The organism is Hymenobacter gummosus, from assembly GCF_003970915.1.
Lineage (GTDB): Bacteria > Bacteroidota > Bacteroidia > Cytophagales > Hymenobacteraceae > Solirubrum > Solirubrum gummosum.
In genome coordinates this window covers 140,547-159,889 of record NZ_RXOF01000014.1, presented here as the reverse complement: position 1 = coordinate 159,889, position 19,343 = coordinate 140,547, and the positions used below count along the sequence as shown (strand labels likewise).

The 19,343-nt window shown below is 64.3% G+C and carries 18 protein-coding genes; 3 read left to right on the top strand and 15 right to left on the bottom strand.

The window, feature by feature from the left end:
• Positions 1-12: 12 nt before the first annotated feature.
• From EJV47_RS21065 to EJV47_RS28945, 12 genes are all read right to left on the bottom strand, one after another.
• A complete protein-coding gene (locus EJV47_RS21065) occupies positions 13-981 on the bottom strand; it encodes a SulP family inorganic anion transporter (protein WP_126695183.1) in 969 nt (322 codons plus the stop codon).
• Between the two features lie 199 nt (positions 982-1,180).
• Positions 1,181-1,489, bottom strand: coding sequence for a hypothetical protein (locus EJV47_RS21060; RefSeq protein ID WP_126695182.1), 309 nt, complete (start codon positions 1,487-1,489; stop codon positions 1,181-1,183).
• A 126-nt stretch (positions 1,490-1,615) separates the two neighbouring features.
• Positions 1,616-1,903: a hypothetical protein gene (locus EJV47_RS21055; RefSeq protein WP_126695181.1), complete on the bottom strand. Its 288-nt coding sequence runs from the start codon at positions 1,901-1,903 to the stop codon at positions 1,616-1,618.
• Between the two features lie 24 nt (positions 1,904-1,927).
• Positions 1,928-2,236 carry a hypothetical protein gene (locus tag EJV47_RS21050; RefSeq protein ID WP_126695180.1) on the bottom strand — a complete coding sequence of 103 codons (309 nt, stop codon included), beginning with the start codon at positions 2,234-2,236 and terminating at the stop codon, positions 1,928-1,930.
• Positions 2,237-2,989: 753 nt separating this feature from the next.
• Positions 2,990-3,466: a DinB family protein gene (locus EJV47_RS21045; protein ID WP_126695179.1), complete on the bottom strand. Its 477-nt coding sequence runs from the start codon at positions 3,464-3,466 to the stop codon at positions 2,990-2,992.
• A 64-nt stretch (positions 3,467-3,530) separates the two neighbouring features.
• Positions 3,531-3,923, bottom strand: a complete 393-nt coding sequence (locus EJV47_RS21040) for a SpoIIAA family protein (RefSeq protein ID WP_126695178.1) — start codon at positions 3,921-3,923, stop codon at positions 3,531-3,533.
• Between the two features lie 142 nt (positions 3,924-4,065).
• Complete coding sequence (locus EJV47_RS21035) at positions 4,066-4,575, bottom strand: hypothetical protein (RefSeq protein ID WP_126695177.1); 510 nt, start codon at positions 4,573-4,575, stop codon at positions 4,066-4,068.
• A gap of 263 nt (positions 4,576-4,838) precedes the next feature.
• Positions 4,839-7,388, bottom strand: coding sequence for an alpha-amylase family glycosyl hydrolase (locus EJV47_RS21030; protein WP_126695176.1), 2,550 nt, complete (start codon positions 7,386-7,388; stop codon positions 4,839-4,841).
• Between the two features lie 456 nt (positions 7,389-7,844).
• Positions 7,845-8,237 carry a hypothetical protein gene (locus tag EJV47_RS21025; RefSeq protein WP_126695175.1) on the bottom strand — a complete coding sequence of 131 codons (393 nt, stop codon included), beginning with the start codon at positions 8,235-8,237 and terminating at the stop codon, positions 7,845-7,847.
• Between the two features lie 397 nt (positions 8,238-8,634).
• The gene (locus tag EJV47_RS21020) at positions 8,635-8,970 is read right to left on the bottom strand and encodes a hypothetical protein (RefSeq protein WP_126695174.1); all 336 of its coding nucleotides are present in this window, start codon (positions 8,968-8,970) and stop codon (positions 8,635-8,637) included.
• Positions 8,971-9,347: 377 nt separating this feature from the next.
• The gene (locus EJV47_RS21015; RefSeq protein WP_126695173.1) at positions 9,348-9,653 is read right to left on the bottom strand and encodes an STAS domain-containing protein; all 306 of its coding nucleotides are present in this window, start codon (positions 9,651-9,653) and stop codon (positions 9,348-9,350) included.
• Between the two features lie 870 nt (positions 9,654-10,523).
• Positions 10,524-10,802, bottom strand: coding sequence for a DUF202 domain-containing protein (locus EJV47_RS28945; RefSeq protein ID WP_126695172.1), 279 nt, complete (start codon positions 10,800-10,802; stop codon positions 10,524-10,526).
• Positions 10,803-11,226: 424 nt separating this feature from the next.
• On the opposite strand from EJV47_RS28945, the gene EJV47_RS21005 reads away from it, so the two are divergent.
• Entirely contained in the window at positions 11,227-12,168 is a 942-nt protein-coding gene (locus EJV47_RS21005; protein WP_126695171.1) for a hypothetical protein, read from the top strand.
• Between the two features lie 343 nt (positions 12,169-12,511).
• Here EJV47_RS21005 and EJV47_RS21000 read toward each other — a convergent pair whose 3' ends face one another.
• The gene (locus EJV47_RS21000; protein ID WP_126695170.1) at positions 12,512-13,303 is read right to left on the bottom strand and encodes a hypothetical protein; all 792 of its coding nucleotides are present in this window, start codon (positions 13,301-13,303) and stop codon (positions 12,512-12,514) included.
• Positions 13,304-13,507: 204 nt separating this feature from the next.
• Here EJV47_RS21000 and EJV47_RS20995 point away from each other — a divergent pair, with 204 nt between their 5' ends.
• Together EJV47_RS20995 and EJV47_RS20990 are read left to right on the top strand one after the other, a co-directional pair.
• Positions 13,508-13,951, top strand: coding sequence for a hypothetical protein (locus tag EJV47_RS20995; RefSeq protein ID WP_207895947.1), 444 nt, complete (start codon positions 13,508-13,510; stop codon positions 13,949-13,951).
• Between the two features lie 31 nt (positions 13,952-13,982).
• Positions 13,983-15,524, top strand: coding sequence for an RNA-directed DNA polymerase (locus EJV47_RS20990; protein WP_126695169.1), 1,542 nt, complete (start codon positions 13,983-13,985; stop codon positions 15,522-15,524).
• 241 nt (positions 15,525-15,765) lie between these two features.
• On the opposite strand, the gene EJV47_RS20985 is transcribed toward EJV47_RS20990, so the two are convergent.
• Complete coding sequence (locus EJV47_RS20985) at positions 15,766-17,631, bottom strand: serine hydrolase domain-containing protein (RefSeq protein WP_126695168.1); 1,866 nt, start codon at positions 17,629-17,631, stop codon at positions 15,766-15,768.
• 205 nt (positions 17,632-17,836) lie between these two features.
• Positions 17,837-19,237, bottom strand: a complete 1,401-nt coding sequence (locus EJV47_RS20980) for an MATE family efflux transporter (protein WP_126695167.1) — start codon at positions 19,235-19,237, stop codon at positions 17,837-17,839.
• Between the last annotated feature and the right edge of the window lie 106 nt (positions 19,238-19,343).

The following is a 19,343-nucleotide window of genomic DNA, read 5'->3' as shown; positions in this document are numbered from 1 at the left end:
GTGGCATAAGCTTTAGCTTGTGCTGCGGCCAAGGGCCGCAATTCGGGACCATATCGTTTGAATAGTCTGCACGGCTGCAGCTCCGCCTTGGCGCGTACCGCGCCAGCACAAGCTAAAGCTTATGCCACTGCCCTTCGCTTCCGTGGCCACGCGGTACACCGGGTCTTCGAGGATGTTCACTTCGATAAGCGCCCCGGCGTTGTGCAGCAGCTGGCGGCAGTCGGGGCTGAGGTGGCGCAGGTGCAGGGTTTTGCCCAGGCGCTGGTAGCGCTCCGTAAGCTTGTGCAGCGCGTCGATGCCCGACATATCGGCCACGCGGCTGCCCTGGAAGTCGATGACGACCTCGGCCGGGTCGGCGGCGGGGTCAAACTTCTCGGTGAAGGCCTGCACCGAGCCGAAAAAGAGCGGGCCGTAGATTTCGTAGTGCTTCACGCCGGCCGCGTCGAGGTACTTGCGGGCCCGGATGCGCTTGGCGTTTTCCCAGGCAAAGGCCAGGGCCGATACCACCACGCCCAGCAGCACCGCCAGGGCCAAGCCGGTAAGCCAGTGCTCGGTGCCCGTCACGGCGTCGCGTACTTTGAACTGCTCCAGCTGGGCCATGAAGATGATCAGCGCCAGGCCGTTGACGAAGCCGAACACCACCGGCTGCGGCACCAGGCGGATAAACTTGCCCAGGCGCAGCAGCCCAATGGCCATCTGGAGGAGGCCCATCAGCACCACGGCCGCAAACAGGTACTCCGGCCCGTGCTGCACTACCAGGCTCACGATAACCACTGCCACCGAGCCGGCCGCGCCGGATATCATGCCCGGCCGCCCGCCGAAAATGCTGGTGACCAAACAAATGACAAAGGCCGAGCCGATGCCCACCAGCGGGCTGATGTGGGCCAGCAAGGCAAAGGCTACCACCTCGGGCACCAGGGCCAGGGCGGTGGTGAGGCCGGCCAGAATTTCGTTTTTGACGTTGACTTTGTACTGCGCCAGGTAAGGCTAAAGGGCAAACATAGAAAGGCTGAGAAAGGGCAAAAGAAAAGCCGCACGCTTCGGCCGGGAAGCGGCGGCAAAGAGCAGGCGGGCCCTTTCGCAGGGTGGAGTAAGCCGGAAAGTGAAAGCGGTCGGGGCAGGCATTGGCACCCGCAAAGGTACGCCGAAGAAGCCCCGCACGCGGCCTGATGCGGCGCCTTTAGCGCAGGGCCAGCACGCAGGGCGCTGCCGGCAGCAGGGCCGCCCCAACCTGGGCAATGGGCGTGGCCACGGTGACCTGCCCGGCCGGGTCGTAGTAAATCACCACGTACTCGGTGGGTGCCCCCACGGGCAGCGCGGCGCGGTCGACAAAGGGGCTGTGGGCGTTGTAGGCAATGCATTCCCAGGGCTGGTATGCGCTGCGGCGGTACACGTGCGCGTGGTGGTCCGGGGCCAGGTCGAAATCCAACCGGCGGCCGGCCGGCACGAGCTGGAGCTGCAAAACGGCGCGGGGAGTAGAAGCAGGCATGGGGCAAAGGCTGACACGGGGCCGCAACCGCGGGCCCGGCTCGTTGGTAAACGGCAGGCCGGGGCGCCGGGGTCCCGGTTTTATACTGGTTTTGGGGGGTGAATAACCCGGATTTTGCTTCGCGGCTCAGGTGCCGGGGCGAAAGTGCGTTTCCACGTCGAGCAGTGAGGTGGCCACGGCCCAGGCAATGTGCTGCGGTCCCACCAGCTCCCGCGTGGTGGGGTAGGAGTCGAAATACTGCTCGGCGATGAAGTCGGCGGCCGGGCCGGTGCCCATGGAGGTCCAGAGCGCGCGGGGCAGCTCCAGCTGCCAGTGGTGGGAGCCGGCGGCCGCCCGGCAGCGGATGCGCACCCGCACCATGGCCGTGCGCGGGGCCGCGCTGGCTTGCACGCAGTAGGAAATGGAGTTGCTCATGCCGGTAAGAAGAAAGGCGGACGCTCAGGCCGACTGCCGGTGCTGCTCGTAGTAATGGCGCAGCAGGCCCGCCGTAATGCGGCGTTTGACGGTGCAGCGGCCCAGGCGCGCCACGGTTTCGGGGTGGCAGGCGGCGTAGTGACGCAGCACCAGCTCGGCGGTGGCGCGGGTGCCCAGGGAGTCCCACAGCAGGTAGGGCAGCTCAAACTCGCGCACGTCGGTGCCGCGGCGGGTGTGCGTGACCAGGATGAGGGCCGCTACGGGGCCGTTGGGCTCGGCGTACACGCGCAGGATGCACCAGTGGTTCAGGGGGGAGTGGACTGATTCGGGCATGGCGTGGGAAGGGGAATGACGGGCAAAGTGCAGCGCGGCCGGGTAGTCTATACAAGATGGGGAATTGGGAACTGGCACTGCTCCGTACAAAGGCGCATTTTGACGGGTTAAGGCGGCTCCGTATTTCGCGCAGAAGCCGTGGCTTGGGGCCGGTGGCGGGGAGCATTACGCAGCGCAAAATCCGCGTAAGGCGCAGGCCAAATCCCGTAGTTATGGCGCAGCCAGCGGGGCCGGAGCCGCGTTTAACTCCACAGGTTCGCCGCCAAATGCGGCAACTAGGCCGGGTTTCAGGTGTGGGACCCGGCCGGGCGGCGAACCGAATCTGAGAAGCCCCTCTGGCAACCGGCTGGAGGGGCTTTTTGCGTGGTGCCGGCGCGGTTTAACGGTCCTGCTGGGGCAAGAGGAGCAGCGGGGCGGCTGCTACGGCCACGCGCCCGGCAGCAGGTGGCGCCGACCGGTGCGGCCGTGGATGGGCAGGCCGGTATGCTGCCCGCGGGGGCGCGGGGCCAGCGGCAGGGCTACCCCGCAGGCGGGTGAGCCTCAAGGGAAAAATTCGGGGCGACAGGAATGTATTGCATGGCTGAAGCTGATAGGGGCCACCGCACCCAGATGCCCACCGGGGCGGTTTCGGTACAATAATTTGCATAAAAAATTTCATATAAACTCGTGGGTGGCGAAAGGCTGCCCGGGCCGGAGACCCTACGCCGCACAAGGGCGAGCAAAGAGCCTGGCACCCCAAACCTGCCGCCCCGGCTACTCCCAGTTGCCCAGCAGGCGGCGCAGCAGGATAATCTGCCCGGTGTGGTAGGCGTTGTGGTCGGCAATGAGCAGGGCCTCGCGCAGCAGCGTCTGGCCGCTGCCGTGGGGCAGGGGCGCCAGCAAATCGTGGGCGGGGTCTTGCAGGTAAGCCAGGAAGCGGCGGCGGTCCTGCTGCACCTGCGTCAGCGTGGCCTGCCAGCGGGCCGCGTCGCCTTCGTCGGCGGGCCAGTAGTCGGCGGGCCACTGCAGCTCCTGGTAGTCGGTGCCTTCGCTGAAGGCGAGGATGTCGTGCTGGGCAATGCGCACGTGCTCGGCCAGCTGCCAGAGGGAGTAGGGCAGCTCGGGCACGGTGCGGTTCAGCAGCGCGGCCGGCACGTCGGCGGTAGCGGCCTCGAAGGTGACGTGGGCGTGGCCTTCTTCGAGCAGGGCGGTGAGGTGGGCGAGCAGCTGCTGGCGGGTGGTGGCGTCCATGGGCGGGGCGTTTGAGTAGGCGTACGCCGGCTAAACCGCGCCGCCGCGCCGAAGGTTGGGCAGCTCAGCGCTGGCGGGCCAGCCAGCTGTAGGCGGAAGCCACGTCGTCGAAGAGCACTACCACGGGGCGGGTGACAAACTGCATGGCCAGTTCCATGGAGCGGCGGGCGCCCCAGTCGGGCGGGCACACCCAGGCCACGTGGCGCATGCCCAGGCGGGCCAGCTGCTGGTAGTATTCGCTGCCCACCCAGCGCGCCCCGGCCTCCCATTCGCTGGTGACCTGGCTGTTGTCGTTGAGCATCTTGTGGCAGGCGCAGCTGCGCAAGTGCTGCAGAATCAGCTCCCCGCCGCTGCGGGCCGACGCGGCCGTGTGGTTGCCTTTCCACTCCACGTACAGCCAGTGGTGGGCGCGGTCGAGGTAGATGGACAGGGGCGGCGTATCATACAGAACATCCATGCCGATAGCCGGGGAAGGGCGTGACCAAGAAGCAAGTAGCTGCGGCCTGATACGCGGCCGGCCGCCGGCGGGATATACCCCGCCCGCAGCCGGCCTCGAAACGCGGCGGCGGCCCGAGAAAAACGGCTTTTGCGGCGGCGGCTTAGTCGATGCGGCGGGCTACGTAGTGCGGAAAGGCGTGGTCTTTCTCGTAGGCGGCCAGGGCCAGGTAGAGCTTCTCGTTGCTGAAGCGGGCGAGCTTGCCGATGCCCACGCCGCCGAACAAGCCCAGCAGCACCGCCCAGCCCACGGGCGTGACGGTAACGGTGGTGGTACCGCCGGACGGGTCGGTTTTGGTGCCCGTCTGCGAAGCCACGAAGCCGATGACGCCGGCCCCGGTGCCCAGCCACACGGCCCCGCCGGTCTGGCGGCGGGCAAACAGGCGAATGGCCTTGGTGGCCTGCTCGTCGGCGGCGTAGCGCTTGTAGAGGTAGGTTTTGTAATGCTCCCCGGTTACCTGGTCGGGCTTGAGCAGGGCCGCAGCGGGGGCCGGGGCAGCCGGAGCGGCTGCGGCGGGAGTAGCCGCCGGGGCGTCCGGGGTTTGGGCATAGGCGGCGCCACTCAGCGTCAGCAACAGGGAGGCCGACAGGATGCGGCGATGAAACGAGTTCATAGGGCAGGAAATGACGGATAATGCAGGCAAATCAAAGCGGCGAAGATAGAGCAGCCCGCCCATGCGGCGCAACGGGTAGGCAGCGGTAGTGCGGGTAATAGCTCCGGCCGGGGTAGCCGCTGCGGCGTTGTGCGGGCCGCCGCACACCACAGGCCTCAACCAGCGCGACGCGAGGCGCTAAAGGCCCGGTAGGTGAGGCGGCCGAATGCAACAAAGGCACCCCGAGCGGGGTGCCTTTGTTGCGTGTGGTCTGCCGGGCGGGCTTAGTGCGTCACCACCAGGCGCTGCACGGCGGTGCGGGTACCGGCCTGCACGCGCAGGAAGTACACCCCGGCGGCCCAGGTGCTGGTGTCGAGCGTGTGGCTGGGGCCGGTGAAGGCGGCGCTGCGCAGCAGGCGGCCCTGCGGGTCGTACACGCGCAGCTGGGCGGGGCCGGCGGCCGGGGCCGTGAAGCGCAGCTGCACCTGGCTGCTGGCGGGGTTGGGGTAGAGCTGCAGGGCGGCGTTGGCTTGGGCCGCGGTGGTAGCCGTGGGGTTGGTGGGCACCAGGCGCAGCAGCCAGGTCTGGTTGGCGGGCAGGGCGCCGAGGCTGGCGGGCGTCCAGCTGCTCAGGCCGCCCTGGGCGTCGAGGGTGAGGCTGCCGGCGCTCTGGCCCGAGAGCAGCTCGGTGACCTGGTAATTGCCGGCGGGCAGCGTCGAGAGGGCCATGCTCAGGGCGGGGCTAGTGGCGGCGGCGCTGCCCAGGTTGCTCACGACGAGCACGGCTTCCTGGTCTTTCACGCGGGCGTAGCCGAGCAGGGAAGTGGTGGGGCTGGTGAGGGGCAGCAGGTAGCCGGTGCGCAGCGTGGGGTGGGCGTTGCGCAGGCCAATGAGCCGCTTGTAGTGGTTGAGCAAGGAAGCCGGGTCGGCCTGCTGGGTGGCCACGTTCACCTGCGGGTAGTTGGCGCTGGGGCTACGCCAGGGCGTGCCGGTGGTGAAGCCGGCATTGGCACCGCTGGTCCACTGCATGGGCTTGCGCTTTTCCTCGTCCACGCCCGAGCCGGTCTGGCCCAGCTCCTCGCCGTAGTAGAGGAAGGGCACGCCGGGCATGGTCAGGTACAGGGCCGCGGCCTGCTTCATGCGGGCCAGGTTGCCGCCGAGCAAATCCATCACGCGGTTCTGGTCGTGGTTGGAGAGGAAGGTGGCGTACTGCAGCTTGGGGTAGCTGGCGTCGACCACGCTCAACTGCTGGCGTAGGGCGGCGGGGTTGCCGGCGTTGACGCTGCTCAGAATGGCCGAGGCCAGGTCGAACTCAAAGCACACGTCGAGGCGCTGATTGACCACGTAGGGCACCACCTGCGGGGTGGCCGACCAGGCCTCGCCCACGGTAAAGGCATTGGGGTTTACGGCCCGCACCGAGTCGTGGAATTCCTCCAGCACGCTAAAGGTTTCGGGCGTGTTTTCGATAACCGAGCCGTTTTCCACCAGGTACTTCACCGCGTCGAGGCGGTAGCCGTCGACGCCCTTGCGCAGCCAGAAGCGGGAGGCGTCCCACATGGCGGCTTTCAGCTGCGGGTTGCGCCAGTTCAGGTCGGGCATGCCGCTCCAGAAGTAGCCGTAGTAGTAGCTGCCGTTGCGCTGGTACCAGCCCAGGCCGGGGTTGGTGCTCGACCAGCGGTACCAGTCGCGGAAGGGGCTGGCCGCGGAGCTGGCCGACTGCTGAAACCAGGGGTGCTGGTCGGAGGAGTGGTTGAGCACCAGGTCGACGATGACCTTGATGCCGCGCTGGTGGGCGGCGGCCAGAAAGGCTTCGAACTCGGCCATGGTGCCGTAGTCGGGCTCGGTGGCCTTGTAGTTGGTCACGTCGTAGCCGTGGTAGCTCGGCGACTCCATCATGGGCATCAGCCAGATGCCGGTGATGCCCAGGTCCGAAGTCGTGTTGGGGTTGCCGTCGTTGAGGTAGTCCAGCTTCTGGGTGAGGCCCACGAAGTCGCCCTGCCCGTTGCCGTTGGAGTCGTAGAAGCTGCGCACGAAGATTTCGTAGAACACGGCCTCGTTCCACCAGTGGGTGGCGTAGCCCGTGAGCGAGGGGCCGCAGGTCTGGCAGGTGCCGAAGCACACGGCCGCCACGTCGTTGACGGCGGCGGTGGCGTTGTACACGCGGGCCAGGGCGCCGGTGCCGGTGCCGTCGTCGGTGCCGCAGGTGGCGGGCACGGTTTCCGAGGTGGTGGTGCCGTTGACGAAGCGGTAGAAGAAGCGGCCGGGGGCGGGCAGGGCCACCTGGGCCTCGTAGATGTCGTCGCCGTTGTTGTCGGTGAGGGCAATGGCGGTGGGGTCCCAGTTCGAGGCGTAGCCGGCCAGGGTCTGGAAGTTGCCCATCACGTGCACGCCGGCGCGGGTGACGGTCTGCCCGCGCATGTTTACCCGGAAGGTCACCAGCGTGGGGCAGCCGCCGAAGGGCACGGCGGTGAGGCGCTGGGCGGTGCTGCCCAGGGTCACCTGGCGGTTCACGTTGCCGCCGCCGTCGGCCACGCCGCAGGAGGTGGGGGGCAGCTCGGCCCCGCCCCAGGCGTTGCCGTTCACGAATTTGTAGAGGTAAGTGCCGGCCGGCACGTTCACCGTCACCTCGTAGATGCGGTCATTGTCCGGGTCGGTGAGCAGGGTGGTGGCCGGGTTCCAGTCGGCGCCGAAGCCGGCGGCGGCCTGGAAGTTGCCGGCCACGTGCACGCCCGTGGGCGCCACCGTCTGCTGGCTCATGTCGACGCGGAAGGTGAGGGGCACGGCCCCGGCGCTAAAGCTGCCGAGCAGCAGCAGGTAGAATAAGAGTCGCTTCACGGGCGGGTGGGTGACGGGGAAACTTGCGGAATATTTTTATAAAGATACGACCCCGGACGCGGATAAAAAGCTCGGCGGCCCGGCCTCGCGTGATGCGTGACATGAAAAAGGAGAAGGGGGGCGGACGACTACTGGGGAGCTAACGGCTAAGCTAACCCCAGTCGCGGAACGATGCTAGGGCTAGTTCCCCTCCTCAGATGAGGAGGGGCTAGGGGTGGTTGACCTCGTTCTGGAACGTCAGTTAGCTTTTAGCTTTCTAATTCTAATCTTTCAACCACCCCTAGCCCCTCCTCAACTGAGGAGGGGAACTAGCCCTAATACCGTTCTGCAGCTTGGTAAACTAGCTGTTAGCTCCCCGGCGTCAGCACGCGAGATGCCTCGCCGGGCTCGGCATGACGCTTAAGGGTTGGTTCTGAATGGTTGTTGGGCCTGGTTTCTTGGCGCTGGGGCGCATGTTTACGCGGCGGGCTCGTCCTGGGCGGAGGTGTCGCTGAGGTGGTTGAGCACGGTGGGGAGCAGGCCCAGGATGATGAGCACGGTGCGCTCGGGCTGGGGCACGCGGGGCGTGAGGGCTCCCAGGGCCAGCCAGAGGGGGCCGCCGACCTGCCCGACGCGGGCGTGGGTGCGGAAGCTGACCAGGGGAAACAGGCCGGCCTCGAAGCGGGTGATGCTCATCATAAAACCTTCGCCGAGGGTATTGGCCAGGATGATGGCAGCGGCCCGCTTGCTGCGGCGGGCGGCCCAGGCGGCCAGCCCCAGCATGATGGGAAAGCAGATGATGTCGGTAATGGCGTGGGCGCGGGGCGAAATGAGGTCGAGGGCACGGCGGGGGCGGGGCTGGGTAGGCATGGCGTACGATGGGGAATGGTACTCCGTGGGGTACGCCGGGGCGGGGGCAGCGTTATGGTTGAGCGGGGTTGTTTAAGGCTAGCACTAGGGCTAGTTCCCCTCCTCAGCTGAGGAGGGGCTAGGGGTGGTTGACCTTCCGTCAGAACGATAAAACCTGAACGTCATGTCGAGCTTGTCGAGACATCTCGCGTGCTGATGCCGGATAGTAATTTCTAATTCTAATCTTTCAACCACTCCTAGCCCCTCCTCGTCTGAGGAGGGGAACTAGCCCTAGCACCGTTCTGCAGCTTGGGTTGGCAAGCCCTTCTTCGCCGCAGGTGGCGGGCTTGCGGCAGGGCACGAAAAAGCCCCGGCCTTGGGGGCCGGGGCTGATGCGGGGTTGGGCAGGGGTGGGGTACTAGCGGCGGCCGCGGTCGTCGTGGCGGTCATTGCGGTGCTGGGCTTCCCAGCGGGCCCGCTCGGCGGCTCGTTCGCGCTCGGCGCGGCGCTGGGCTTCGAGCTGGCGCTGGCGCTCCAGCTCCTGGCGGCGCTGCCGCTCGGCCGCTTCACGCCGGGCCCGCTCGGCGGCTTCGCGGCGGGCGCGCTCGGCTCGTTCGCGTTCGGCCCGCTCCCGCTCGTAGCGGCTCGTTTCGCGGCGGTCTTTGAAGGGCGGGGCGGCCGGGGCGGCAAAGGAGGCGGCAGACGAAGCAAACAGGCCCAGGGCGGCAACGAAGGAAAACAGGGAGGCTTTCATGGCAAGCAAGTGGTTGGGGGTGAGATGGGTGAAGTGAGGGGCGGCGAGGTATCCAACCGCTTGCCAGGCTTTTTGCAAGCCGGGTGCCAGCCTGGGGCGCGGCGGCGCGGCCCGGGGGCAACTGTCGCTTAACCCTGCCGGATTATCGGCCACCGGGCGGATTTCTTCGGCGAATCGGGAGGGGCGTTTCGGCGGGCACGGAGTGGGCACATTAAATGACAAACGCCCCGGCGGGGGCCGGGGCGTTTGGGCGGGCAGGTGGCTCGGGGCTGCTTGGGGTTGGGGGAAAGGCGGGATTGGGGGCTTGCTGGTCTGCGTTCGACGATAGTGGTAGTACAGCCCACCGCCGTGCTACCCCGGCGGGCTGCCGGCGGCCGTCAGGTGGCGTGAAACAGCTGGTTGAGCTTGAGCAGCTGCAGGCAGCGGCGCAGCAGGGGGCTGGCGTTGCGCAGCCAGATGTCGGCGCCGGCGCGGTGCAGGGTCAGCAGCTGCGAGATGACGTGGCTGACGCCGAGCGTGTGCAGGCTTTGGAGCTGGCTGCAGTCGATCAGCAGCTGGGGGCGGTGCGGGGAGGCGGGCTGCTGGCGCAGCTCCCGGGCCAGCTGCTGGGCATCGACGAGGTCCAGGTCGACGGGCGTGGCGGGGGCCATAAGCCCTGGGGCGGACGCGGGGGTAGTAGGCATGGCTGGTCGGATGGAAAAGATGAGGGCCGGGTCGGCTTAGCGGGGCGGCAGGGCCCGGCTGGTAGCGGCCGACTTGATTCAAATTTCCACATCCTGGCGCCGAAGGGTAAGCGTGTAAACCCGGCTTTTAGCCTGCGCTAACTACGGCTTCGGGGCTGGTAACTGCCCGCGCCGGGCGGTGGGGCGGGCCGGGGCCGGGCACAACTACGCAGGGCAAAATCCGCCTTTTTCCCGGCGGCATTTGCGTAGTAATGGCGCCACACGGGCCGGGGGCGCCCCGTTTAAGACAGGGAGGCTGGCCGCCAGTAATGCGGCAACTTCGGGTGGTTTCAGGTGTGGGACTACCCGTGGCGACCAGCCCTCTTCTGAAGCCCCTTCGGCAATTTGCCGGAGGGGCTTTGGCGTTTGAAAGGCCCGGCGCGGGCCGGCAGGGGCAGGCGCCCGGTAAGCCCCGCCGGGCGGGCGGGGCTGGGATTGGTCGCCGAAGCCGGGGCCGGCCAGCGGGAAGCCGCCGCTGGGGGTGGCCACGGCGGCCTGCAGCTCGTCGATGCTGCTGCTGCCGACGGTTCGGGGCCAGAGCCGGCGGCCGGTGGAGGCGCAGCAGCCAGTAATCGGGGGGGCGGCGGGGCCGCGGTGGTTGTCGGATTGGTCGCTGCCGCGTTCGGAGGCGCTGCTGGGGCCGAGGAGGTAGCCGCCGTCAGCGGTTTGCAGGGCGCAGGTGGGGCGGTCGTCGCCGCTGCCGCCGAGGGTTCGGTCCCGGGCCTTGAGGGGCGGGGCCTGGCCGCGCAGCACGGGCAGGCTCGGCAATACCAGCAATGGGCAGAGCAGGGAGCGGGCGGGCAGCCTAGAGGAGCGGGGGCAGCGGCGGGCTCAGGGGCGTTGCATGGCCTCGCGGATGCGGCGGCGCTTGGCGCGGAAGCGGCCCACGCCCAGCAGCACGGTGCCCACGCCCACGGGCACGAAGCAGACGCCCAACCAGACGTAGACGTGCTCGCGGAAGAAGTTGATGAGCGAGAAGCCGGCCACCACCAGGGCCATGCCGGTGCGCAGGTAGGCCAGCACGGTGCGCTCGTTGGCAAGGCGGGTGCGCTCCAGGGCCAGCCGGTCGCTGAGGGTGAGGGTGGAATCGGGGCGGGGCTCGGGGGACATGCACGGGGCGGGGACGGTGGTAGCAGGGGCTACGCGGGGGCGGGTGGGCAGGGTTGCCGCGGGGGCGAGATGGTGGTAGCCTGCGGAATGATGGTGGAAACACGCGACGAGACGGTGGAAAGGCACGGCGAGGTGGTGGGGACGTGCGGAATGACGGTGGAGAAGCGCGGTGAGATGGTGGAAGCGTGCGGAATGACGGTGGGAACGTGCGGAATGACGGTGGGAACGTGCGGAATGATGGTGGAAGCGGCCGGCGAGGTGGTGGAATACCGTGCTGAGGGAGTTGGAAAGAATTTTCCACCGGTTGAGCCGCTGTTTTCCTGGGTTGGGCGGAAAGCCGTTGACGGAGGCAGGGCGTGACCGATAGACTTGTTCGGCCTTTTCGAGTGGAAAGGCGAAATGTCATAAACAGTAGTCGTTTACAATGAAAACTCATCAACAGAACCAACTCGCCATGTACCAAGCGGTGCTACGCTTCTTCGAAGGAGATGGCGCGCCGCTGGTGGCCATCAAGCGCATTGACGCGGGACGGACCGCCCTGGCTGGGGTAGTGACGCGCATCGAAGCTGCCGCTGCCGCCCAGGACCACGACACAACGGGCCTTACGCTGGACCGCAACGGCCTGAAAGTGCAGGCCGGGCAGCGGGCGGAAGTGCTGCGCCTGCTGGTGGTGGCGTTGACCGACAACGCCGGTCTGCGGGGGGAGCTGAAGCACCCGTTGAGCAAAATGATCAGGAGCAAGGATGCCGAGCTGCTGGCCTACCTGCGCAAAATCGACGGGACGGTGGCGACGCTCCGGCCTGAAGACCTGGCCGATGCGGGCTACGAGCCCCAGGTACGTACCGGGCTGCAGGCCGATATCAAGGCGCTGACCGACACCAAAGGGGCGGCCCGGGAGGTAACGACGAGCAGCAGCACGGCCACCGATACGTTGGAAGGCCTGTTTGCGGAGGCTACGACGGTGCTGGAAAAGCAACTGGACCCGCTGGTGACGGCCCAGCAGCTGAAGCACCCGGAGCTGGTGACGCAGTACGAGGCCAACCGCCGCATCGTGAAGACGGCGGCCCGGCGCAAGGCCGAGTACCGGGGCGTGGCCCAGTACGGCAAGCCCACGCTGGTGTACGACCGGCGCGAGGCCGGCCTGCCCCAGCCGACGCTGGGCAACCGCAGCGGCCGGGGGCTGACCCTGCGCTACTACACGGCCGCCACGAGCACGGCCGCGCCCGCGCCGGGGCAGGGCGTGGTGGTGAAGCACAAGACGGACCAGCAGCTGGCGGATTATAGCGGGCTGGGGGCGGAGGATGCGCCGTACCTGCTGGTGGTGCTGGAGCAGGTGGACGGGGAGGGTAGGTGGGTGGTGCGGTAGGGGGGCCTCGGGTGCGCCTCGGGGGCGCTTCGGGTGCGCTTCGGGTGCGCTTCACGTGCGCCTCACCCCCCGGCCCCCTCTCCGAAAAGGAGAGGGGGTGCGTTCTGACGACTGCGCAGTTGCTTAGAGGTTAGACTAGAAGCTAGCTCCCCTCCTCAGATGAGGAGGGGTTGGGGGTGGTTGAAAGGCTAAGGCTAGAAACTACTCTTGGGCATCAGCACGCGAGATGTCTCGACTTCGCTCGACATGACGTTCAAACTTCATCGTTCTGGCGTCAGGTCAACCACCCCTAGCCCCTCCTCATCTGAGGAGGGGAACTAGCTTTTTAGCTTCTAGTCTTAGCTTATGGGTTGAGCTTCACGAACTCGGTGCTGGTGAACTGGTAGCTGATGCGCCCGGTGGTGACTTTGCCGCCTGCCCAGACGACGGGCAGCTGCAGCCGGCGGGTGGCCGCATCGTAGGTGATGAGGCGGACGGGGCGCTCGGGGCGGTCGGCGACGGAGAAGAAGTCGTAGGCGAAGCCCAGGGTGTTTTTGAGGCCCGAGGCGGTGCGGATGAGGCGGGCGTCGGGGTTGAGCTGGCCGGCTTCGATGGTGAAGACCTTGACTTGCTGGTAACAGTCGCGGGAGGAGTGGATGCCGTGGGCGAGGCCCAGGTAGTAGGTCTGCGCGCCTTTGCGCACGGCAAACAGCTCGGAGTAGAAGCCGCCGGGCTCGGTGTGGCCCGCGGGCAGGGGCAGGCAGCGGGCGCCGACGGTGGCCGGGCCGCGGCGGAACTGGTACACGTTGGCGAAGAAGTGCATGGTGCCGCCGGTGCGGGTGTCCCAGGAGTAGATGCGCAGCTGCTGGTCGGGGGCGGTGGCAATGGTGAGGTGCTCGGCCCGCAGCAGCCGGAACTCGGCGGTGAGGGTGGCGGGCTCGGTGGCGGCGTAGTGCAGCAGCTTGCGGCGGAACCGCTCGTTGGCGCGCTCCACGGAATCGGGGAGGCTGAGGTGGTCGGGGGCGTTTTCGTAGTCGGCCCAGTAGTGGATGCGCTTGAGGTCCTGGAGCAGGTCCTGCTCGATGCTCGCCAGGCTTTTGCCGAAGCTAGGCGCGGCGAGGAGGAGCATCAGGAGCAGGACGAGGGAGGGGCGCATGGGGGAGTGGGGTGGAATGAGGGTGCAAGTTTAGGTGGGGTAGGGGTATAGCGTGCAGATGTGAGTGGCAGGGTTTTATGCAAAAGCCCTTCCATGTCTAGTGGCCAAGCTGTTTTGTGTCTGACGCAAGAGTAAATGTGACGTTTCTTTAGGATAGGTTACCGACTCACGCTGTGATAAAATTATGATGAGATAATATTTGACATGAGTGATATTTTTGCCATTATTGCTGCAAACATTAAAAAAAGTCTGATGCTAACTGCTGTTATTGATGGTCTAGTAAAAATACTAGGGCCAATTGCAACTCTTTCTAAAGAAAGAAGAGAGTTAAAAGATGCTTCTTTGAGAGCAATATCAATAGCTCTTGACGAAACATGCTTATATTATCGTGATTTAGATAGAGGAAGGGAAAGAAGTTTTGAAAGAGAAGACCAACTAGTGAAATATTGGTCGGCAGCTGCAATATCAATGCGCCATTTTGATGAGAACCTAGCTGCTATGTGCAGTCATAAGTCTGAATTCTGGATAAATCCAGATAATTATGATGTTGAGAGAGCGGGTGAACTTGGTATAGCCCTTGATAATGTGCGTGTTGCGTATAGGTCATTGTTGAATCCTAGAGCAGGGTTTTCATCCATGCGCAGATAAATTTATAAGTGCAATTCAAAAATATTGGAATATGAAACTGAATGAGGAATCGTACAAATGGTCTGTTAATCACTTGCATAAAGAAAGTGATACTGATCTTTTTCCAAAGCCATATGAACTTCAAGTGGTTAAAGACAAAGAAGCTAAGTTGATAGAGCTATGCAAAGATTTAGATATTGATAGTTATAAATGGCGGCCAGCAAGGAGATTTATTATACCTAAAGATAATACATCTTATAGAGTGGCTACTCAATTAGATATATTTGATAGTATTCTATTAGGTGCTATTGTTAAAGAGTTTGGCCATTTGATAGAAAATAGACGAGTTAATGAATATGAAGAAGTGGTTTTTAGCTATCGATTCAAGCCAACCGAGGCAGGGGTATTGTATAGCAATAAAAAAGCTTGGAGTAGTTTTTGGGAGAGCTGTAGGAGTGAGGCCCTTAATTATGAGTATGTAGTTATGTGCGATATATCGGATTTTTACAACCAAATATATCTTCACACAATAGAGAATCAATTAGGGGTTTGTGGTTTTACTCCTGTGTTGATTAGATTAATAAAAAATCTTATAGTGTCTATTACTCAAAGAAATTCCAGGGGTATTCCTGTTGGTCCACATGTATTTCACCTGTTCGCTGAAATGTCTTTGATACCAATTGATAATAGCTTTATTACCAGAGGAATTAAATTTAAAAGATATGCTGATGACATGGTGTTCTTCTGTTCTACTGAAAAAGAAGCACGAATTCGAATTAACCAAGTTGCTGAAATATTAGATAAACAACAAAGGCTGGTATTGCAAAATCAAAAAACAAATATCTATAATAAGTCACAATTTATTGACAAGTGTAGATCGATGCTAACCGAAGAGGCTGGTGCTCAGACGGAAAAAGATTTAATATCAATAATTGATACTTATGCTGATGGGGATTCTTATACAAAGGTTAGAATAAATGATATAAGTGATGATGATTTGGCGAAGATATCAAAGGTCGATGTAGTTGTCTTGTTAGACGGGTATTTGAAAGTTGAAAAACCAAAATATGAAAAAATAAGGTGGCTGTATAGGAGGCTTGCTCAAATTGGTCTGGCTCATGCTGTTGATTATTCAATAGATAATTTTGATGCACTTATACCTGCTATCAACGATGTTTGTCTTTATCTTAATTCATGTGCTGAAAACTATGAATCTGATTGGAAAAATATTGGTGATAAGGTTTTGGCTTTACTAAAAGATGAAATCGTTGAATCTAATCAGTTTTATAAAATTTCTCTTTTGAGTCTATTCGTTTACAATGCAGAGCTAAATCATTTTCATGAACTTATTAAAATGTTTGATAGTGCTAATGGTGCTGTTAAACGTGAAATATTGCTTGCTAGCTTAAATCATGATTCTGAAGACTGGATCAGGGAGCTGAAAGAGTCTTTTCCTCTTAATGATAATTGGGCAAAAAGAGCTTATTTGTTAGCGTCTGAAAATATGCCAAGAGAAGAAAGAGAGTTTTTTTTCAAAGGAGTTAAAGTGGGTTTGCAGCGTGATGATATCATGGAACACGTAATAATAAGCTGATATAGTAATAAAGTGGATTGTGACATCTGCTATCTGCACTTGCACCTGCGACTAGAGTAAATATGCTGACTGCTACTTGCCATACTTACAGAAACAAGAAGAGGCTACAAGAGCGGCTAAGAAACCCCATTAGCAGTTAAGCAGACCAATTACAGTAACAGACTCGAAATACCAAGCGCCCCGGTGCGGCTGACGCATCAGCCGCACCGGGGCGCTTATCTAAAAGGCAGAACAGAGCTTTCTACACCCCCCACAGCCGCAAGCTGAGCCAGCCGTACTGGGCCAGGGCGAAGGCCAGCCAGCCCAGGGCGGCGTAAGTGAGCAGCAGGTAGCCGACCGCCACGCGGCTGCGGAAGCCACGGAAGCGGCGCAGCGTGAGCAGCAGGCCGGCCAGGAGGCAGGCGGCGAAGACGAGCGGCCCGAGGCTGACCAGCACGGTGACGGGCCGCAGGGTGCCGTTGAGCCAGATGTTGTCGACGAGGTGGGCGAAGCTGATGATGGTGGCGACGAGGGCGAGGCTGGCCAGCAGCGGCAGCAGCCGGGGCAGCACCTGGCCCCGGGGCACCTGGCGGCGCAGGGCCAGAATCAGCCAGACCAGGCCGGCGATGCTGCTGCTGACGATGAGCAGCACGGCCAGGGCGAACAGGGCGGGGCGCAGCCACCACCAGGTGTTGCTGGCTTCGAGGGCGTAGCCGCTGGGGGAGACGAGGGCGCGGCGGCCGTCGCGGTCGTGGGTGAGGGCCAGGGAGGGCAGCAGCTGGCCGGGGCGGCGGAAGGTGAGCGGGCCGGTGGGCAGCAGGGTATCGGCCTCGCCGATGAGGGGCTGCAGCAGCAGCAGCCCGCCGCGGCGCACCAGCTGCCGGTCGCCGGTGAGGTAGTCGCTGAGGCCGGCCATGGCCTGCCGGGGGGCGGCGGGGGCGTAGTGGCCGAGGTAGGGGGCGAGGGCGGCAGTATCGAGGCGGGCGGCGGCGGGGGCCGCCGGGGCGGGGGCGTGGCGCAGCAGAAACTCCTGGATGAGCTTTTCGAGGGCTTTGAAGGAGCCGCCGCCGTTGTTGGAGAGGGCGTAGCCCACGCCCAGGGCGCGGTTGTAGCCGAAGACGGAGGTGAAGCCGTCGATGGCGCCCGTGTGGCCGCGGAACAGGGCTTTGCCCTTGGGGCTCATGGCGTGGTTGGCCAGGCCGTAGCCGCCGGGCAGGCCGGCGCGGGCGGCCAGCGGGGTCTGGGCGGTTTCGATGGCGGCGAGGGTGCCGGGCGGGAGCAGGGCCTGGCCGTCGGGCAGGCGCAGGTCGTGGAGGAACAGCTGCAGCCAGCGCGTCATGTCGGCGGCGGAGGCGCTGAGCGAGCCGGCGGCCCCGGCGTAGATGGGCCAGGGGGTTAGGGGCTCGTACTGGCCGTCGGCGAAGCGGTAGCCCTGGGCCAGCCGGGGCAGGGTGGCGGGGCGCAGGGCGAAGGTGGCGTCGGCCATGCCCAGGGGCGTGAGCAGGTGCTGGGCGAGGTAGGTTTCGTAGGGCTGGCCGCTGGCTTTTTCGAGCAGGTAGCCGGCCAGGTGGTAGCCGGGGTTGGAGTAGCTCATCCGCTCGCCGGGGCGCCAGCGGCAGCGCAGCTCGGGCTCGAACACGGCCAGGCCGGCGGGGCCGCGCGGGTCGGTGGCGGTGACGTTGTACATGTGGTTGAGGTGCATGTCGTCGAAGCCGGCGGTGTGCTCCAGCAGGTGAACGACGCGCACCGGGTCGGTGGCCTCCCAGGGGTTGTCGATGCGCACTTCGGGGGCCAGCTTGCGCACCTCGTCCTGCAGGCTCAGGCGGCCCAGCTGCACCTGCTGCAGCAGCCCCACGGCCACGAAGCTCTTGGTAATGGAGCCGAGGCGAAACCGCGTGTGGGCGGTGACGGGCGTTTTGCGGGCCACGTCGGCCAGGCCCAGCCCGCCCTCGAAGAGCACGGAATCGTGGGCGACGAGGGTGAGCAGCAGGCCCGGCATGTGCTCCTTTTGCATGAGGCGCTGCAGGGAGTCGGTAAGCTGGAGGATGGTGCTGACGGGGCGGCGCTGGGCGCGGGCGGCGGGCAGGGTGAGGGCGGCCAGTAGCAGCAGGAAGAGTAAGCGTTTCACGATAAGCGGCGGGGATGAGCGAAGTGGATTTTGCCGGTTAATATATAGCAGAATTGGGGTATATAAAGCGGGATGGGCGGATTTGTGGGAGCAGCGGACCGGGGGACTGTCGGGCAGGCGGCGCGGGCGGCTGCTCGGCACAGCCGAGCTACGTAGGACTCACTCGGCACAGCCGAGCGAGTGCGCGGAGGCCTTGGTGTGCGCCTCACCCCCCGACCTGGGCATCCGCTTCGGGCTGGAGCAGGTCGGACTGCTGCCAGCTGCCGCGCAGAAACCAGAGCAGGGCCAGGATGGCGGCCAGCACGTTGGCGGCCACGAAGCTCCACCAGAGGCCGCGGAAGCCCAGGGCGGTGTGGCTGCTCAGGTACCAGGCAATGGGGAACTGCAGCACCCAGGTACTGATAATGGTGAGTAGCATGGCGCCGAGGGTGTTGCCGGCCCCGCGCAGGGAGCCGGACACCGACTGCTGCACTCCGGTAAAGCACAGGCTGGCGGCGGCAATGCGCACGAACTCCACCGCGTCGGTGGCCACGGCCTCGTCGCCGGCCAGGAAGAAGCGCACCAGGGGGCGGGCGGCGGCGAACAGCAGCAGGCCCACCAGCAACAAGCCCACGAAGCTGGTGGCTATGGCGTAGCGGGCGGTGTGGCGGGCGCGGTCGGGGCGGCGGGCGCCCAGGTTCTGGGCCACCAGCGTGGAGCAGGCCAGCGAAATGCCCAGGGCCGGAATGATGCCCAGGGCCAGCAGCCGGGAGCCGATGCCGTAGGTGGCCAGCACGGTGGTGCCGAAGCCCGCCGCCAGCGTGGTCATCACCGACAGCCCCAGCGCCCGGGCCGACAAATCGACCGAGGAGGGCGCCCCGAGGCGGAAGGTGCGCAGCATCAGCGCGGTATCGGGCCGGAAGCCGCGGAAGCGGAGCCGCAGGCCCGCCGTGCCGCGCAGCATCACCCCCAGGCCCAGCACTACCGACAAGGCCTGGGTGCTGACGGTGGCCAGGGCGGCCCCGGCCACCCCGAGGCCGGGCACCGGGCCGGCGCCGTAGATAAAGAGCGGGTCGAGCAGGAAGTTGAGGGCCAGGGCCAGCAGGTTGATGTAGAGCGGAATGCGTACCTGGCCCACCCCGCGCATCAGGGCCTGGAACATGAGAAAGCCGAAGTTCAGGGGCAAACCCAGGAAGAGCACCCGCTGAAACTGGTTGGCCTCGGCGAAGATGTCGGGCCCGACGCCGATGAGGCCCAGCAGCAGGGGCGAGGCGAAGTAGGCCCCCACGGCCAGCAGCACGGACAGCGACAGGGTCAGCACCAGCGACTGGGCCGCTACGTGGTTGACCGTGGGCAGGTCGCGGGCCCCGAAGGCGCGGGCCACCAGCACCGAGCCGGCCACCGAGAAGCCCGAGCCCAGGGCCACGAGCAGGAAGCTGATGGGGAAGCTCACGGCCACGGCGGCCACGGCATTGGCCCCGAGCCGGCCCACCCAATAGGCATCCACGAGCTGGTAGCCGGTTTGCAAGAGGTTGGCCAGCACGATGGGCACGGCCAGCGTGAGCAGGGCACGCAGGATGGGGCCTTGGGTGAGGTTGGGGGCGGCAGAGGCGTTAGGAGCAGGCATGGTTTGCCGGCTAACGGGCGGAACGGGGGAGTGGGTTGCACCCCACCCGTGCGCCCCGACCCCGGACCGCAAAGCCGTATCAGGTATTCCAGAAATGCGGATGCGG